The 18,249-nt window shown below is 64.7% G+C and carries 11 protein-coding genes and 1 riboswitch; of the genes, 4 read left to right on the forward strand and 7 right to left on the reverse strand.

Annotation, left to right across the window (positions count from 1 at the left end; translation table 11 throughout):
- Positions 1–191 precede the first annotated feature (191 nt).
- Positions 192–2,012, forward strand: coding sequence for an FAD-dependent oxidoreductase (locus AB4Y82_RS13860; RefSeq protein ID WP_441604426.1), 1,821 nt, complete (start codon positions 192–194; stop codon positions 2,010–2,012).
- Positions 2,013–2,278: 266 nt separating this feature from the next.
- The gene (metK, locus tag AB4Y82_RS13865) at positions 2,279–3,478 is read left to right on the forward strand and encodes a methionine adenosyltransferase (RefSeq protein ID WP_121882559.1); all 1,200 of its coding nucleotides are present in this window, start codon (positions 2,279–2,281) and stop codon (positions 3,476–3,478) included.
- A gap of 85 nt (positions 3,479–3,563) precedes the next feature.
- On the opposite strand, the gene AB4Y82_RS13870 is transcribed toward metK, so the two are convergent.
- Both AB4Y82_RS13870 and AB4Y82_RS13875 read right to left on the reverse strand, forming a co-directional pair.
- Entirely contained in the window at positions 3,564–4,211 is a 648-nt protein-coding gene (locus AB4Y82_RS13870) for a hypothetical protein (RefSeq protein ID WP_441604516.1), read from the reverse strand.
- A gap of 79 nt (positions 4,212–4,290) precedes the next feature.
- Positions 4,291–5,412, reverse strand: coding sequence for a D-alanyl-D-alanine carboxypeptidase family protein (locus AB4Y82_RS13875; RefSeq protein WP_441604427.1), 1,122 nt, complete (start codon positions 5,410–5,412; stop codon positions 4,291–4,293).
- A gap of 399 nt (positions 5,413–5,811) precedes the next feature.
- Here AB4Y82_RS13875 and AB4Y82_RS13880 point away from each other — a divergent pair, with 399 nt between their 5' ends.
- The gene (locus tag AB4Y82_RS13880) at positions 5,812–7,674 is read left to right on the forward strand and encodes an ATP-binding cassette domain-containing protein (protein WP_441604428.1); all 1,863 of its coding nucleotides are present in this window, start codon (positions 5,812–5,814) and stop codon (positions 7,672–7,674) included.
- A gap of 83 nt (positions 7,675–7,757) precedes the next feature.
- Here AB4Y82_RS13880 and ppc read toward each other — a convergent pair whose 3' ends face one another.
- On the reverse strand, positions 7,758–10,463 hold the full coding sequence (gene ppc, locus AB4Y82_RS13885; RefSeq protein ID WP_441604429.1) for a phosphoenolpyruvate carboxylase: 2,706 nt from the start codon (positions 10,461–10,463) through the stop codon (positions 7,758–7,760).
- A gap of 137 nt (positions 10,464–10,600) precedes the next feature.
- Positions 10,601–13,093: a S9 family peptidase gene (locus AB4Y82_RS13890; RefSeq protein ID WP_441611409.1), complete on the reverse strand. Its 2,493-nt coding sequence runs from the start codon at positions 13,091–13,093 to the stop codon at positions 10,601–10,603.
- Between the two features lie 140 nt (positions 13,094–13,233).
- A riboswitch (S-adenosyl-L-homocysteine riboswitch) is annotated at positions 13,234–13,335 on the forward strand.
- Between the two features lie 40 nt (positions 13,336–13,375).
- Here AB4Y82_RS13890 and ahcY point away from each other — a divergent pair.
- A complete protein-coding gene (gene ahcY, locus AB4Y82_RS13895) occupies positions 13,376–14,809 on the forward strand; it encodes an adenosylhomocysteinase (RefSeq protein ID WP_441604431.1) in 1,434 nt (477 codons plus the stop codon).
- A gap of 142 nt (positions 14,810–14,951) precedes the next feature.
- Here the strand turns inward: ahcY and AB4Y82_RS13900 are convergent, their stop codons facing one another.
- From AB4Y82_RS13900 to AB4Y82_RS13910, 3 genes are read right to left on the reverse strand one after another with little or no spacing between them, the layout of a single operon-like run.
- Positions 14,952–15,674, reverse strand: coding sequence for a sulfite exporter TauE/SafE family protein (locus AB4Y82_RS13900; RefSeq protein ID WP_441604432.1), 723 nt, complete (start codon positions 15,672–15,674; stop codon positions 14,952–14,954).
- Positions 15,664–15,846: a cbb3-type cytochrome oxidase assembly protein CcoS gene (ccoS, locus tag AB4Y82_RS13905; RefSeq protein WP_441604433.1), complete on the reverse strand. Its 183-nt coding sequence runs from the start codon at positions 15,844–15,846 to the stop codon at positions 15,664–15,666. The genes AB4Y82_RS13900 and ccoS overlap by 11 nt, the downstream gene beginning before the upstream one ends.
- Positions 15,843–18,248 carry a heavy metal translocating P-type ATPase gene (locus AB4Y82_RS13910; RefSeq protein WP_441604434.1) on the reverse strand — a complete coding sequence of 802 codons (2,406 nt, stop codon included), beginning with the start codon at positions 18,246–18,248 and terminating at the stop codon, positions 15,843–15,845. The genes ccoS and AB4Y82_RS13910 overlap by 4 nt, the downstream gene beginning before the upstream one ends.
- Between the last annotated feature and the right edge of the window lies 1 nt (position 18,249).

The following is an 18,249-nucleotide window of genomic DNA, read 5'->3' on the forward strand; positions in this document are numbered from 1 at the left end:
TGGGGAGCGTTCGATTATGGATGTCTCGACAGGTATGTCCAACTTGCTCAGATGAACGGGGCGACCCATGGGCACCTCCGGTCACCGCCAGCCCGCCACTTGTCCCAGCAAGGGCGCTATTGGTCACTCCACGCTTGTCCTGCATGCTCGCCGGGGCACAGTGACGACATCTCATGCCGCCGGAGTCCACCATGCATCGTCGCGATCTGCTGAAGGCTGCGCTCGCCCTGCCCTTGCTGCCCTGGGCACTGTCGCCCTCGGTCGCCACGGCGCGCGAGGCGCTCAAGAGCATCACCCATCTGCGCGCGCGGGTACGTCCCGGCGATCCGGGCTGGCCCAGCGAGGCTCAATGGGAGCAGCTCAGGCGCGCCGTTGGCGGTCGCCTGCAACGGCTGCAGTCGCCGTTCGAGCACTGCGACGCCGGCAATGCCGCCTGCCAGGAGGCGCTGAAGCAGGTCAGGAATCCGTATTTCCTCGGCGACACGCCCTCGCTGACCCAGACCAGCGGCTGGGTGGACGCCTGGACCTCGCGTCCCAGCGTTTACGCCGTGGCCGCCGAGCAGACCAGCGATGTCGTGGCGGCGGTGAACTTCGCCCGCGAACATCACCTGCGACTGGTGGTGAAGGGCGGCGGCCACAGCTACCAGGGCACCTCGGACGCGCCCGACTCCCTGCTGATCTGGACGCGCCACATGAACCAAATCGCCCTGCATGACGCGTTCGTGCCCCAGGGCTGTGCCGATACGCAGGCGCCACGTTCCGCGGTGACAGTCGAAGCGGGCGCCATGTGGGTCGATGCATACACGGCGGTCACCACCCAGGGCGGGCGCTATGTGCAAGGCGGCGGCGGCATGACGGTAGGCGTGGCAGGCCTGGTGCAGAGCGGCGGCTTCGGCAGTTTCTCCAAGCGCTTTGGCACGGCGAGCGGCAATTTGTTGGAGGCCGAAGTGGTCACGGCGGACGGCAAGGTGCACGTGGTCAACGCCTGCCGCGAGCCGGAACTGTTCTGGGCCATCAAGGGCGGTGGCGGCGGCAGCATCGGCGTGGTGACCAGGCTGACCCTGCTCACGCACGATTTGCCGGACACCTTTGGCGCGGTCTTCGGCGCCATCGAAGCCGATTCCGACCAGGCGTTCCGCGCGTTGATCGGGCAAACCATGCGCTTCTACCGCGATGCCTTGTTCAATGCGCACTGGGGTGAGCAACTGAAGTTCCACGGCGGCAACATGCTGCACCTGTCGATGGTTTTCCAGGGACTGAGTCAGCAGGAGGCGGAGCTGGTGTGGGCGCCCTTCTTTGCCTGGGTCAAGGCGCGCCCGGCGTATCGCTTCAAGGAGGAAGCCCACGTCATCGCCCTGCCCGCGCGGCATTTCTGGGACGCGGAATTCTTCCGCCAGCACGCGCCGCAATTGATCGTGTCCGACAGCCGCCCCGACGCACCGCGCGATCACGTGCTATGGGCCGGCGACGAAGGACAGGTCGGCCAGTTCATCCACGGCTATCGCTCGGGGTGGCTGCCGCAGTCGCTGCTGGAGGAGCGTCAACTCGATGCGCTCGCCGACGCCATGTTCGAGGCAACGCGCCACTGGGGCTATTCGCTGCACTTCAACAAGGGCCTGGCCGGCGGCCCCACGGATGCCATCGCACGTTCGCGCGACACCGCCATGAACCCGGGCGCGATGGACGCCTTTGCGCTCGCCATCACCGGCAGCGAGAGCGAGCCGGCCTTCCCCGGCATGCCGGGCGCCACGCCCGACCTCGACAAGGCCCGGCGCGAGGCGGCCCGGATCGACCTGTCGATGGATGCCCTGCTCAAGGTCGCGCCGGGCGCCGGCTCCTACGTCTCGGAGAGCAACTACTTCGAGCGCGACTGGCAACGCTCATTCTGGGGCGCCAACTACCCGCGCCTCGCCGCCGCCAAGCGCCGCTACGACCCGGACGGCTTGTTCTTCGTCCATCACGGCGTGGGCAGCGAGGACTGGAGCGACGACGGATTCAGCCCCCGCCGCTGAGGCAACCATCCAGGCCCCCGCCTGCACCCAGCCAGGGACCGCCTGGGACATCCTTGGAGTATTCTGAGGGCTTGCCCTGCCGCCCCAGGGCGGCCCAGGCATGCCCGGGAGTGCCCCGGAATGAGCCGCAAAGCCGTCCAAATGGCTGAATCGGCATGAAATCGTCATGTCCCGGCTGCAAGCTGAGGCTGCAATCCCGGGGTAGGCCGTGTATCATGCGCCACCCCCTTTCATCTCTCTATCCGTAAGGAAGGATATATACCGCGATGAGCAACTTCCTCTTCACCTCCGAGTCGGTTTCTGAAGGCCACCCGGACAAAGTCGCCGACCAGATCTCCGATGCCGTCCTCGATGCGATCATCGCGCAGGATCCGCGTGCGCGCGTGGCCTGCGAAACGATGGTGAAGACGGGCGTGGCGATCGTCGCCGGCGAGATCACCACCAGCGCCTGGATCGACCTGGAAGCGCTGACCCGCAAGGTCATCGTCGACATCGGCTATGACTCCTCGGACGTCGGCTTCGACGGCGAGACCTGCGGCGTGCTGAACCTGATCGGCAAGCAGTCGCCCGACATCAACCAGGGCGTGGACCGCAAGAAGCCGGAAGAACAGGGCGCTGGCGACCAGGGCCTGATGTTCGGCTACGCGACCAACGAAACCAAGGACTACATGCCGGCTGCGATCTACTACTCGCACCGTCTGGTCGAGCAGCAGGCCAAGGTCCGCAAGAAGAAGAACTCGCCGCTGCCGTGGCTGCGTCCGGACGCCAAGAGCCAGGTCACCCTGCGTTACGAAGACGGTGTCGCCACCGCCATCGACGCCGTGGTGCTGTCGACCCAGCACGATCCGAGCGTGAAGCAGAAGGATCTGATCGAGGCCGTGCGCGAGCACATCCTCAAGCCCGTGCTGCCGGCCAAGCTGCTGCACAAGGGCACCAAGTTCCACATCAACCCGACCGGCAAGTTCGTGATCGGCGGCCCGGTGGGCGATTGCGGCCTGACCGGTCGCAAGATCATCGTCGACACCTACGGCGGCTGGGCCCGTCACGGTGGTGGCGCGTTCTCGGGCAAGGATCCGTCCAAGGTTGACCGTTCGGCTGCCTACGCTGCGCGTTATGTCGCCAAGAACATCGTGGCTGCCGGCATCGCCGACCGCTGCGAAGTGCAGGTGAGCTACGCCATCGGCGTGGCCGAGCCGACCTCCATCTCGGTCACCACCTTCGGCACCGGCAAGATCGCCGACGAGAAGATCGAGAAGCTGATCCGCAAGCACTTCGACCTGCGCCCGTACGGCATCATCAAGATGCTCGACCTGGTGCACCCGATGTACCAGCAGACCGCCAGCTACGGTCACTTCGGCCGCACCCCGTACGAAGTGAAGGGTCCGGACGGCAAGACCTACACCGCGTTCTCGTGGGAAAAGACCGATAAGGCCGAAGCGCTGCGCGCCGATGCCAAGCTGAAGTAAGCACCGCTTGCTTCAACACGAAAACGGGCCGCGAAAGCGGCCCGTTTTTTTGGAAGATGCGGTGTCGCTGTCTCGAATCGTCGGCCTAGCGAACGCGCGTGAAGTAGTTCGTCTTCATGACGGGCGTGCCACTTTGTCCGGGATAAACCGCTGTCTCGACCATCGTATGTCCATCGGGCAGTGCCGAATAAATACGCGTCGAAACCAGCACGCCCTCCTTCTGCAGCGCCATCACCAGCACATTGGGCGCCGGCTGCTTGAACGTCCCCGTGTCCGCCTCGGGACTGTTCGTGATGACCGTGGACGATCCATCGAGTACCGGCGTGCTGGTGGAATGCACCTCTTCGCCGGGGCAATAGACAATATCGACGCGCATGTTCCAGGTGTTGCTGCCTGCATCGCCAAACGTAAACCGCACGCTCTTCGGACGCTGCTCGGGGGGCACCGGCATGCGTGAGGTGTCCAATGACCAGCTGCCAAGCAGCGGGGCATTGATGGCGTGTTTTGCAGAGGCGTCTGTCGATGATCCGAGTGGCGCAGCCACAGTCAGCGAGGACGCCAGGGCGACAACGGATGCCAAGACCAAGGCTTTGAGCGTGAGCTTCATGTCCTGTCCTTTTCTTCCCAGGTTTGCGGGGTCGACGCTCAGAGTGTCTTCCATCAACGTGCGCTGAGCCCAGGGGCCAACATGTTGGCTTTGAGTTGCGACGACATCTTTTCCACGCGACGGCATCGCCGACACCGCACATCCCCCCAAAACAAAACGGGCCACCCGCAGGCAGCCCGTTATCGCAATCTGGTTTGACCAACGCTTACTTGTCCGGCGACCCACCAGCCGAGGCGACCTTCTGGCCAGCAGCGGCAGCGACCTTGGTGCTGCGGGCGGTGGTGGCGGGACAGGTGGCGCCTTTTTTCTTCTTCGAGCAGGTCGCCGCGGTGGCGACGGTGTCCGCCTTCGAACCGCGGCGATGGTGGCGGCGCGAGGCCGGCGTGGCGTCGGCCAGGGCCGTGCCCTTGACGGCGACGGCGCCCTTGCCGCGGCGAACCTTGCCGCTGGCCAGGCCTGCCGGCGCTTCGCCAGCCTGCGCCACCAGCTCGGCCGGCGTTTCCTGGTTCTCGAAGCCGTCGTCGAGCAGGCGCGCCATCAGGCGGTCACGGGTGCCGGCGGTGCGGCCGCCCATCACCACGGAGAACAGGCGGCGACCATCCTTGACGGCGGTGGAGGCAAGGTTGAAGCCCGAGGCATTGGTGAAGCCGGTCTTCAGGCCGTCCATGCCGGGGTACTTGTCCATCAGGTTGTTGTGGCCGCGCACCAGGTGACCGCGGAACATGAAGTCCTTGGTCGAGAACAAATGCGCGTACTGCGGAAAGTCGTGGTACAGCGCCATGGCCAGCTTGCTCATGTCGCGGGCCGTGGTGGTGTCTTCCGGGTCGGGCAGGCCCGAGGCGTTGGCGAAACGCGTGTTGCTCATGCCCAGCAGCTGGGCCTGTGCGTTCATCATTTCGACGAAATGACCTTCGGAACCACCCAGACCTTCAGCGACCACGGTGGCGGCGTCGTTGGCCGACTTGGTGATCATGCCGAGCACGCAGTCTTCGACCGTGATGGTCTGGCCGTTGCGCAGGTCGAGCTTGGTCGGCGCCTTGGCGGCAGCCCACGACGAAACGGGAAGCTCCTGGTCCATCTTGAGCGTGCCGTTCTGGATCGCCTGGAAGGCGAGGTACATCGTCATCATCTTGGCCAGCGAGGCCGGATGGTTCGGCTCGTCCGCATTCACCGCAGTGATGACCTGGCCGTCGGTTTCATTGATGACGATGGCGGCATAACCCGCATGAGCCACGCTCGCGAAACAGCCGGCGACGCCTACCAGCAGGGCCAGTAGACCTTGGCGCCAGGATGCTCCCCTGGCCAGCGTGTTGGACTTGATAGCCACCCCAGTTCCTCGCTCTCGCCACCGCTTCAACCGGCGTTACAAACCCTGAACCGCAACACAGCGCCACGGGTCAAGACAATACTTGAATTAGATCACATAAGTCCATGTTTCCATGGACGATAAAACAGCGACGGCGCATCGGCGCCGTCGTAACGTAAATTTCACCGTGAAAGCGATGTCTACGCGTCAAGGGAGTGTGCCCGCAAATGGCGTATGGCGAAAGGCTTATTTGCGTGTAGGCGCGAACTTTTTTCGTTAAAAAACAATTACTCCGCCAGACGCCCGCCCCGCTCATCGGCCACGGCTTTTTCTCCTCTAACGTTCCCTATCGGCAGACGCGCGTCGGGATTGAGCAGCAAAAGCGAACGATCGACACGACGCATCCCCTAAAATGTCCGGATGTCCCTAATCCAACTTCAGCGCGTCGACTTCAGCATCGGCGGCCCCCTCCTGCTCGAACATGTCGACCTCTCCATCGAGACGAACGAGCGCGTGTGCATCGTCGGTCGTAATGGCGAAGGCAAATCCACCTTGATGAAACTCATCAGCGGCGAACTCAAAGCCGATGATGGCGAAGTGCGCGTGCAAAACGGCGTCGTCGTTGCGCGCATGGCGCAGGAGGTGCCGCAAGACACGGCCGGCAGCGTGTTCGATGTGGTCGCGCAAGGCCTTGGCGATCTGGGTCGATTGCTCGCCCGTTACCATCACCTGCTCGCCGAAGGCGACATGGATGCGCTGGGCGATGTGCAGACGCAGATCGAAGCGCAGCACGGTTGGGATCTCGACCGACGCGTCACCGATGTGTTGACGCGGCTTGAACTTCCCGGCGATACCGATTTCGCAGCGCTCTCGGGCGGCATGAAGCGTCGCGTGCTGCTTGCGCAGGCGCTGGTGCGCAAGCCCGACGTGCTGCTGCTCGACGAGCCCACCAACCATCTCGACATTGAAGCCATCGGCTGGCTCGAAGCATTCCTGCGCCAGTTCGAAGGCAGCATCATCTTCATCACGCATGACCGTAGTTTTCTGCGCGCACTGGCCACGCGCATCGTCGAGATCGATCGCGGCCAGCTCACCGACTGGCCCGGCGATTACGACAACTACCTGCGTCGCCGCGAAGAACGCCTGCACGCCGAGTCGCAGGCCAACATCCACTTCGACAAGAAGCTCGCGCAGGAAGAAGTGTGGATCCGCCAGGGCATCAAGGCCCGTCGGACGCGCAACGAAGGCCGCGTGCGCGCCTTGAAGGCGTTGCGCGTGGAACGCTCGCAGCGTCGCGAACTCTCCGGCAACGTCAAGATGACGATGGCCAATGCGCAGGCTTCGGGCAAGAAGGTGATCGACCTGGAGCACGTGCACCAGAGCTACGGCGGCCGCGTGCTGATCGAAAACCTGAGCACCACCATCATGCGCGGTGACCGCGTGGGCATCATCGGCCCCAACGGCGCCGGCAAGAGCACGTTGCTGAAGATCATGCTTGGCGAACTCAAGCCCGATCGAGGCCACGCCACGCTGGGCACCGGCATCCAGATCGCCTATTTCGACCAGCACCGCGTGCAGCTCAACGACAAGCTCAACGCGCTGGACAACGTGGCCGAAGGGCGCGAATTCATCGAGCTCAATGGCTCGCGCAAGCACATCATCGGCTACCTGCAGGATTTCCTCTTTTCGCCGGAACGTGCGCGTGCGCCGATCACGCGACTGTCAGGCGGCGAACGCAATCGACTGCTTCTCGCCAAGCTGTTCGCGCAGCCGTCCAACCTGCTGGTGATGGACGAACCCACCAACGACCTGGATGTGGAAACGCTGGAGTTGCTGGAAGAGTTGCTCACGCAATACCAGGGCACCTTGCTGCTGGTGTCGCATGACCGCGAGTTTCTCGACAACGTGGTATCGAGCACGCTGGTGCTCGAAGGTCACGGCAAGATCGGCGAATACGTGGGCGGTTACACCGACTGGCTGCGCCAGCGTCCGTCGGCATTGGCGCCTTCGATCAAGTCGCTTGAGAAGACCGTCGCAGTCGCCGCGACGCCAGTCGTAGAGGCAAAGCGCAAACTCAGCTACAAGGATGCGCGAGAGCTGGAGCAGTTGCCGAAGAAAATTGAAACGTTGGAAGCCGACATTGCCGCGCGCAGCGAGGCGATGAACGATCCGGAGTTTTTCCGGCAGGATAATGCGGCGCTGACAAAGGCGAATGAGGCGTTGTCCAAGTTGCAGGCGGAGTTGGATACCGCGTACGCGCGCTGGGCAGAGTTGGACGCTTGAGGTTGCGTGTGTCGCGCACAGGGTGCGCTCCCACAACGAGCACTCCTTTGTGGGAGCGTACCCTGTGCGCGACTGCCTCAGTCTCAACCCGTATTCTGCAACCCCTGCGACACACCGTTGACGCAAGCCACCAGCGCAGCGAGCAGCGCATCGTCGCTTTCGCCGCCTTCGCGCCAGCGCTTGAGCAAATCCACCTGCAGCAGACTCATCGGATCGACATAGGGATTGCGCAGGTCGATTGAGGTGGCCAATCGCGGCGCATTCTGCAGCAGGCTGTCGTTGCGCTTGAGCTGCATCAGCCAGTGGCGGGTGCGCTCGAATTCCTCGCCGATCATGCCGAAGAACGGCTCGTGCAGCGGGCCGGCGAGTTTGGAGAAGGCTTCGGCGATGCCAAGGTCGCTCTTGGCCAGCACCATCGACACGTCGTCCAACATATTGGCGAAGAACGGCCAGTCGTGCGCCATTTCGGACATCGCCTGTTCGCCGTACTGCGCGGCGCCAAACTCCAGTGCGGTGCCCAGCCCGTACCAGCCCGGCAGGATCGAGCGGCACTGCGTCCACGCGAACACCCAGGGAATCGCCCGAAGATCCTGCACGCCGCGCATGCTGCGGCGACGGGCGGGGCGCGAGCCCAGCGTCATGCGCTCGATCACATCGATCGGCGTGGCCGAGCGGAAGTAGTCGACGAAGCCCTCGCGATCAACGAACGCCCGGTAATGCTCGCGGCTACGCGCTGCCAACAGGCTCATGCGATCGCGCCAGGTGTCTTCGCGCGCCTCGTGCGTGCGCGGGCGCAGCGATGCACGCAATACGGCACCCACGGTCTGCTCGAGATTGCGCAGGGCCAGTGCGCGTATTCCATATTTGCGGTGGATCACTTCGCCCTGCTCGGTCACGCGCAACACGCCGGCCACCGAACCGCGCGGTGATGACATCAAGGCGGGGGTGATGCGCGAGCCACCGCGACTCGCCGAGCCGCCACGACCGTGGAAGAACGACAGGCGAATATCGGCATCAGCCGCCACGTCCAGCAACTCCACCTGAGCGCGCTGCAAACCCCAGCGAGAAGCCAGCGTGCCGCCATCCTTGCCGCTGTCGGAATAGCCGAGCATCACCCACTGGCGATTGCCACGCGAAGCGAGATGATCGCGATAGACGGGATCGTCCAGCAGTGCGCGCAAGGTCGCCGGCGCATTGGTCAGGTCGTCCACTGTTTCGAACAGCGGCGCCACGTCCAGCGGTACGCGTCCCTCCTTGCTGAGACCGCCGTAGCGCGCCAGTGCCAGCACCGCCAGCACGTCCGCTGCAGAACGCGCCATGCTGATGATGTACAAGCCCAGCGAATCCGCACCGTAGCGACCGCGCGCCTCGCGCAATGTGGCGAACACATCGCGCAGCGCAGTGGCAGTGGCGTCGTCACTCCTGGGTAGCGAATCCTGGCCACCTGCATACGGACGCAGGCGCTCGGCGCGCTCATGCGCACCACGCGAGGACCAGTCCTCGTCCTTCAACAGTTGCCCCAGCGCATCATCATGCACGCGTGAATCCTGGCGCACATCCAGGCGAGCGAGATGAAAGCCGAACGTGCGTACACGCCAGATCAGACGACGCACGGCGTAAGCGCCAGCGTGCAGCCCGTGGTGATCGATCAGGCTCACCGCGATCAGGCGCAGGTCTTCCAGCAGTTCGTCCGCGCAGGTGTAGCCCTCGGGATGATCGTCTTCGAGCGTGGCCTGCAGACGCGCGCCAATGATGGTGAGCAGGCTGCGGTACGGCATGTCGGCATGGCGCGGGCGTACCTTGGCCGCGGCTTCCGGAAAACGCGTGCGATAGTCGAGCAGGCGGTTGGCCAGGTCGCTGCCCACGTGCACGCGATCTTCCGTCTGGCTCAGCAGGCGCGCGAGGCCGGCGATATCCTCGATGTAGTGCTCCAGCACATGCGCGCGCTGGGTGGACAGACTATTGGCGATGGTGGCGGCGCCGACATTCGGGTTGCCGTCCATGTCGCCGCCGACCCAGGTGGCGAAGCTCAACAGGCGCGGAATCGGCACGGCCACGCCGTAGACGGTTTGCAACGCATCGGCCAACGATTCGTAGAGGGCCGGCACGATGCGATAGATGGGATTGGCGAGATAGAAGCCGACGTGGTGATGCTCGTCCTGCACGGTGGGACTGACCGACGACGCTTCGGCCGTCTGCCAACCGGCGCTCAAGGCCATGAAGATGCGGTCGTCGTCTTCCTTGCGTTCCTGCGGCGTGCGCGTGGGATCGAAATTGTCGACCAGGGCGCGCACGATGGACTGCTCTTTTTCCAGCAGAGAGCGACGCACGGCTTCAGTCGGGTGCGCGGTGAAAACTGGTTCCACCTGTAACCGTTCCAGCCATTCGATCAGCTCGCCCGCTTCCACACCCTGCGCCTTCAGCCGCATCAGCACATCGAGCAATGACTCGGGCTGCGGCGCACCGCCTTCGCGCTGGTAGTCGCGACGACGGCGGATGCGATGGATGCGCTCGGCGATGTTCACCGCCTGGAAATAGGTGGCAAAGGCGCGCGCCAGCGACTCGGCCTTGTCGGTATCCAGCCCGGTAAGCAAGCTGCCCAGCACATCCAGCGGTGCTTCTTCCACGCGGCGCTCGATGGCCGCGGTACGGATGCGCTCGACCTCCTCGAGGAAGTCCGGCGAGATCTGCTCGGCCAGCATATTGCCGACCAGGGTGCCGAGGCGGCGGACGTCTTCGCGCAGCGGCGCGTCGTGCGGGGCGAACTCAGGACTGCGGTGCTGGTTCATCGATGCCACGTTGCGGATGTCTGGACGTCCAAGACTACCCCAAGCGGAGGACTTTTGTGCATTGCCACAAAATCGTTCAGCGACATCAAGAAAGCGGGACGAATGCAACGTCCCGCTCCCTGTTCAAACGTTACGACTCAGGGCGCAGCCATCGCCTTGCCCGCGGGCTTGGCCTGCTTCACGTACAGGTCCAGCCAGCTGTTCATCTCCGCCAGCATCTGCATGATCGATTCGCGCGCACGATAGGCATGCGCCTCGTTCGGCAGCAGGACCAGGCGCGAGGTGCCGCCCAATCCCTTGATGGCGGCATACATGCGCTCGCTCTGGATCGGGAAGGTGCCGGAGTTGTTGTCCTGTTCGCCGTGGATCATCAACAGCGCGTCCTTGATGTTCTCCGCATAGTTGAATGGCGACATCGTGTTGTAGACGTCCGTCGCCTGCCAGTAGTTGCGCTCTTCCGACTGGAAGCCGAACGGCGTCAACGTGCGGTTGTACGCGCCGCTGCGCGCGATGCCTGCCTTGAACAGGCGCGTATGCGCGAGCAGGTTGGCGGTCATGAACGCGCCGTACGAATGGCCGCCCACCGCGATGCGATTGCGATCGGCCACGCCACGGCGCACCACTTCGTCAACAGCGGCTTCGGCGCTGGCGACAAGCTGCGGGATGTAGGTGTCGTTGGGCTCTTTGCTGCCCTCGCCCACGATGGGCACCGAGAAGTTGTCCAGCACCGTATAGCCCATGGTGAGGAAAGCCTGCGGGCCCCAGTAGCTGATGCGGTTGAACCTGTATGGCGAGTCGGTGACCTGCCCGGCCGCATCCGCCGATTTGAACTCGGCCGGATATGCCCACATCAGCATCGGGCGCGGGCCATCCTTCTTCGGATCGTAGTTGGGCGGCAGGTACAAGGTCGCCGTGAGCTCCACGCCATCCTTGCGCTTGTAACGGATCTGCTCCTTCTTCACGCCCTTCAACTGCGGCAGCGGATTGGGAAAATGGGTGAGCTCGTGCAACTTGCCGTTCGCGGCCAGATCACGCACGTAGTAGTTGGTGGGCTCAGTGGGCGACTCGCGCGAGATCAGCGCACGCGTGCCCTGCGCATCGAGCAAGACCTGCGGGTCCTCGTAGTAAGGCGCCTGCGACTGGAACAGCCGCGTGCTGCTGCCCGACTGCAGGTTCACGCGGTCGATGAAGGGACGATCGCCTTCGGGCGAGGCGCCTTCGCCGAGGCGGTAGATGTTTTGTCCGTCGGCGGTGACGATAAGGCGCGATTGACCGTGCTCGTCGAGCATGGTCGCGGGCGTGCCGGGATCGCGATAACGATCTTCCGACGAGCCCTCGCGTACGAGGGCCGGCGCTTGCGTCGGGTGATCGGGCGATACTCGCCATTGCTTCACGCGGCGCGTTTTCCACCAGAACTCGTCGATCAGCGCCAGATCGCCGTTGGCCCAGTACGCACCGCCGTAACGACTGCCGAGTTTCGCGAGCGTGACCGGTGCCTGATCGAACGGCGCCGACTGCATCTGCACGAGGTCGCGGATGTCCGTCTTGCGTGCCGGATCGCCGCCGTCCTGTGCCTCGGCCCACACCAGGGTGGCCGGTGCATCGGCGCGCCAGGTGATCTCGCGCACGCCGGTGGGCACGGCGTTGCCGGTGGGCAGGCCTTCCACCAGCGGCAGATGGGCGATCTCCTTCACCAGCTTGCCATCGCGATCGAGCACTTCGATGCGACGCGGGAAGCTATCTACGGGAACGAGGTAGGAGAACGGACGCTCCACGCGTTCGCGCAACAAATAGTGCCCATCAGGCGACGGCGCGAGTCCAAGCGTCAGGGCAGGCTCGCCAAGCTTGGTGACCTTGCCGTCCAGCGACACCAGCGCGGACTGCGAGCGCAGGTAGTACTCGAACAGCTTCGCATCGTCTTCGTTGCGCAGCATGTCCTCGTAGGTGCGGATGGCCTTCACGCCACCGCCGGCCTGTGTCTGCTGCGTATCGGGACCGGTCGGTATGCTGTTGCCGACCGGTGCGGCGCCCTGCCCCTCTGACTGCAACTGCACCAGCAGCTGCGAGCTGTCCGGCATCCAGCGGTAGCCGCGGCCGGCCACGGTGTTCAACTGCAGCGAGATCAGGCGACGTGCGGTGCGCGCGCCGATATCAACCACCCACAACTCATTGGTGCCTTCGCGCGCATTGACCTGGTTGAAGGCCAGATAGCGCTGGTCCGGCGACCACGCGGACGTCGCGATGGAGAGCGGCTTGGGCAGGCCCTGCAGGCGGATTTCCTTGCCGGTGGCCACGTCCATCAGCCACAGGTCGCTGCCGAACACGAAGCGGCTCTGCGCATAAGTGCGGGGGTTGATGCGCAGGCCGGCCAGTTTCAGTTCCGGCTGCGCCACCACATCGATGCCCGGCAGCGGTGGCGTCTGAGTCAGGGCCAGCAGATCGCGATGCGGGCTGATCGACAGCTGTGGCGGGCGCGGCGCATCCACCAGTGCCTGCAAGGGTGCGGGCGGTGCGAGATAGCCCGACGCCGGCGCCGTGACGGGCGCTGGGGCCTTCGAATCGGCGAGCACGAGCGGTGAGGCGGCCAGCAGCAAGCCGGCGAGAATGAAACGGCGCAGCGACCTATCCATACGAGGCAGTCCCCTGTGTCATGACTCCTGCGACATTAACCCTTGGGCGGCCAGCGGAACCAGGCCATCAGTCATGGTTCGGCTGAACCGGAGGGGCGCCGGCCACGAAACCATCATCGAGGGACGCTATACTCATGCGTCCCGTCGAGGGGCGCTGCGACCGCGGCTCCGTGCACACCCAAGCGTGTTCCACGAACCCGGCCAGGCTCGACGGATTTTTCCTGTAACGGCGCCCGGTTAACGATGCGACTTGTTTAGTCGCAACACCCGGAGCTAAGCCAAATGAACGCAGTTACCAAGGATTCCGCCTCGCAGGACTTCAAGGTCCGCGATATGTCGCTCGCCGATCTCGGCCGCCGCCGCATCCGCATGGCCGAAGAAGAAATGCCGGGCCTGATGCAGATCCGCGCCCGATACGCCAAGGAAAAGCCGCTCAAGGGCGTGCGCCTGTCCGGCTCCCTGCACTGCACGAAGGAAACCGCCGTGCTCGCCGAAACCCTGCGTGAGCTGGGTGCCTCGGTGCGCTGGGCCTCGTGCAACATCTTCTCGACCCAGGACGACGTTGCCGCAGCGCTGGCCGCCGGTGGCCTGCCGGTGTTCGCCTGGAAGGGCGAGACGCTGGAGGAGTACTGGGAGTGCACGCTCGACATGCTGACCCACCCGGGTGAGCTCGGCCCGCAGCTGATCGTGGACGACGGCGGCGACGCCACCTTGTTCATCCACAAGGGTGTGGAACTGGAAGACGGCAGCGACTGGGTCAACACGCCCAGCGGCAACCACGAAGAGCAGGTCATCAAGGACCTGGTCAAGCGCACCGCCGCCGCGCGTCCGGGCTGGTTCAAGAAGATCGCCGCCGAGTGGAAGGGCGTCTCCGAAGAGACCACCACCGGCGTGCATCGCCTCTATCAGCTCGCCGAAGCCGGCAAGCTGCTGGTGCCGGCCATCAACGTCAACGACTCGGTGACCAAGAGCAAGTTCGACAACCTCTACGGCTGCCGCGAATCGCTGGCCGACGGCATCAAGCGCGCGACCGACCTGATGGTCGCCGGCAAGGTGGCCGTGGTGTGCGGCTACGGCGACGTGGGCAAGGGTTGCGCCCATTCGCTCAAGGGTTTCGGCGCTCGCGTGATCGTGACCGAGATCGACCCGATCAACGCCCTGCAGGCCGCGATGGAAGGCTTCCAGGTCACCACCATTGAAGACACCCTGGGCCTGGGCGACATCTACGTCACCACCACCGGCAACAAGGACATCATCACGCTCGAGCACATGGCGGCGATGAAGAACAACGCGCTGGTGTGCAACATCGGTCACTTCGACAACGAGATCCAGATGGATCGCCTGAACACCGCCAAGGGTGTGTCGCGCGAAACCATCAAGCCGCAGGTGGATCGCTACACCTTCGAGAAGACCAACCACAGCATCTACATGCTGGCCGAAGGCCGCCTGGTGAACCTGGGCTGCGCCCATGGCCACCCGAGCTTCGTGATGTCCAACAGCTTCTCCAACCAGACGCTGGCCCAGCTCGACCTGTGGGCGAACAAGGACTTCTACGACAAGACGGTCTACCGCCTGCCCAAGAAGCTGGACGAAGAAGTGGCTCGCCTGCACCTGGAGCAGATCGGCGTGAAGCTCACCAAGCTGACCCCGGACCAGGCTGCGTACATCGGCGTGCCGGTGGATGGTCCGTACAAGCCGGATCATTACCGCTATTGATCGTTGCCTTCGGGTAGATCGAAAAGGGGCCGCCGCAAGGCGGCCCCTTTTTTTGGGCGGTGAGGCGAACGGCGTCGCGCACAGGGTGCGCTCCCACAGTTGGGCGTGCGACAAACCTGTGGGAGCGCACCCTGTGCGCGACTCAACGAAGCGACTCACACCCCAACCACCCCATGAGGCCATGCAACGAAGGCACCTGCATCAACCACGGCCCCACCATCGTCGTCACACCAGCCAGCATCACAAACGCCGCCACACTCCGCCGCGCCCCCGTCTGCTGCAACCACCGCCCCACTCGCGCTCCCGACCACGTGAGCGGCACCATCACCAACCAGGTACCCAGGCCGAAGGCAGCCATGGTGACGCCGCCATTCAACGCATTCGCCTGCAGCCATGCTCCCGCCAGCATCGTCGCGCTGAGGCCACACGGCATCCATCCCCACAACATGCCCGCAACGATGCGACGCTGCGCCGTGTTCGCGGGAAGCAGGCACCGCTGCAAAGGCTGCAGCCATCGCCACAGCTGCACTCCCGGGCGTCCCAGCAACCGCAAGCGCCCTCGCTGGTCCAGCAGACGCAACGCCGCCAGTACCAGCACCACGCCCATCATCACGCGCGTAGCGATCACCAGCGCATGCCACTCGAACAATCGCAACACGCCATCGCCGATCCCGCCGACCAGCGCGCCCGCCAGCACATAGCCCAGCACGCGGCCAGCATTCAACTGCAGCGACGCGAGCAGTCCATGACGCGGCGACCACACGGAAAACCCGGTTGCGATGCCGCCGCACATGGCCGCGCAGTGCATACCGCCCACCAAGCCGGTCAATAACGCCGCCGAAACGGCGAGCACGTCAATCGACATCGGCGCCCCTGGAGGCGTGCGGCGCATCAGGGCGCGCATCGTCGCGCAGGATATCCAGCGCGGGCGTATCCATATCGTCGAATTGCCCTTTGCGGACGGCCCACACGAAGGCGCCGATCGCAAACGCAAGCAGCATCAAACTCAGTGGCACCAGCATGAGCAGGATGATCACGGCGTCACACCCGCCTTCGCTGGCCGCACCAAACGCAACGCATTGAACGTCACGGCCAAGGAGGATGTGGCCATGCCGAGTGCGGCCAAGGCAGGCGTCACATGCCCAGTGACCGCCAGAGGCAGTGCGAGCAAGTTGTAACCCACGGCCCAGGTGAAGTTCTGGCGGATGACGCGCTGTGTCCGCCGCGCCAGCACGATGGCAGCGGGAATGCGCAGCAACGATGGCGAGGTCAACACCATGTCGGCCGCGCGCTGCGCCAGCGAGGCACCCTCGCCCATGGCGATCGACACATCGGCACCGGCGAGCACCGGCGCATCGTTCAGGCCGTCTCCCACCATCGCCACGATGCGTCCCTTCGCCTGCAGCGCACGCACCAGTGCCAGCTTGTCTTCCGACGACTGGCGCGAATGCGCCTGGCCGATCCGCAATTCGCGCATCAGGCGCTGCACCGCAGTGGTCGCATCGCCGCTGGCAAGATGGATCTCGACGCCCAAGATGCGCAGCGCCGCGATGGTCTCCGCTGCACCAGCGCGCACGCTCTCTTGAAGACAGAACCTGGCGACCGCTCGCTTGCCGTCACCCAGCCAGAGCTGGCCGTCGTCGTCACGAGAGGCCGCAAACGAGGCTCGGCCGAGTCGCCACGAGTTACCGTCGATTTGGCCTTGAACCCCATGTCCTGTGACCGTACGCAGGTCATGCGCCTGCAACGATGTGGTGGTGCCGGCAAAGGCCTGGCCAATGGGATGGCCACTATCTCGCTCCAGCGCGGCGGCCATCTGCAGAGCAACAGCGGACGAGATATCCACAAAGGTCTGCACGTCGCCCACCGCAAGTTGCACGCTGGTCAGCGTGCCCGTCTTGTCGAACACCATGTCGCTGGCACGCGCGAGATGTTCCAGGCCTCCCTCGCGGATGGAGAGCACGCCCAGTCGCGCCAAGGCGCCGTGGCTTGCCGCCAGCGCGGTCGGCACTGCCAGTGACAGCGCACATGGGCAACTGACCACCAGCAGCGACAGCGTGACTTCGAACGCTCGCGCCGGGTCGTGGATGCGCCAAACGCTGTAGACAATCACCGCCAACACGATCAACACCGATACGAACACGCTGCCGATGCGATCGGCGACGCGCGCCAGGCGCGGTCGTTGCGATTGCGCCTGCTCGACCAATCGGGCCAGTTGCGACAGACGCGTGGCAGCGCCGATCCGGGTCACTTCGATACGCGCGGGAATCTCGCGACATACGGTGCCTGCATAAATCGTCGCTCCCTGCGCGCGAGTCATCGGCCGCGACTCACCGGTAAGCAGCGCCTCCTCGAACGAGGCTTCCGCACCGAGCAGGCACCCATCGGCAGGCACCACTTCGCCCACGGCTACGCAGACGATATCGCCCACCTGCAGTGACGCCACGGGCACGGACTCCCTGCTGCCGTCAGCGCGCTCGCGCACCGCCAAGGTGGGACGTGCTCGCGCAAGCGCATCCACCTGCGCACTGGCGACGCGGCGCGCGCGCTGCTCCAGCAATCGCGCCGTGAGCAACAGAAACACGAACATCGTCGCGGCGTCGTACCAGATCTGCGCGCCGCCGCGGGCGGTTTCCACCATGCTGGCGAAGTAAGCCAACAGCGTCGAGCTGGCGATCAAGGTGTCCATGCCCGGATGGCGCTGCCGCAGCTCGCGCCAGCAGCCCTGCAGAAATGGCCAACCGGAGAAAAACACCACGGGCGTGGCGACCAGCAAGGCGACCCAGCGAAAGAAGTCGCGTGTTGGCCCGGCCATGTGATGGCCGAAATCCAGATACAGCGCCTCGGAAAACATCATGGTCTGCATCGCGCCAAGACCGGCGATGCCCAGGCGCATCAGCCATCGGCGCTGTTCGGCCACCCGCTCGCGTTCGCGCGCGGCGCCGGTGGCCAGATACGGGCGATAGCCGAGCATCGCCAGACGTCCGAGCAAGTGCGACAGTCGAACCTGCGCTGGATGCCAGCCGATGCGGATGCGCCCGGTCACTGCGTTCGCACTCGAGTCGAATACGCCCGGCTCACGCCGCAGCGCCTGGTCGATCAACCACGCGCATGCGGCGCAACGCATGCCATCGGTCAACAGGGTGATTTCAAGGCCGCCGGCCACGGGCACCGCGTGTTCGCCGAGCAGGTCGTCGCGGTCCCAGCTGGCCAGATCGGCCATCTCTTCGACGCGCGTTGCTGCCGCGCTGCGCAGACGGTAGTAGTCGCCCAGCTCGGATTGGCCAATCCACTCCGCCGCCGCACCACAGCCGTGGCAACAGAAGCCGCGCAGCTCGCCGTCGACCTCCTGTTGCACAGGAGCGAGCGGCAGCGTTTCGCCGCAGTGGTAGCAGAGGAGTGCCCGACCGGACGGGTCGGCGTCGACGGCGCGGTCCACG

Origin of the sequence: Dyella sp. 2YAF14, assembly GCF_052114725.1 — a bacterium.
GTDB lineage: Bacteria > Pseudomonadota > Gammaproteobacteria > Xanthomonadales > Rhodanobacteraceae > Dyella.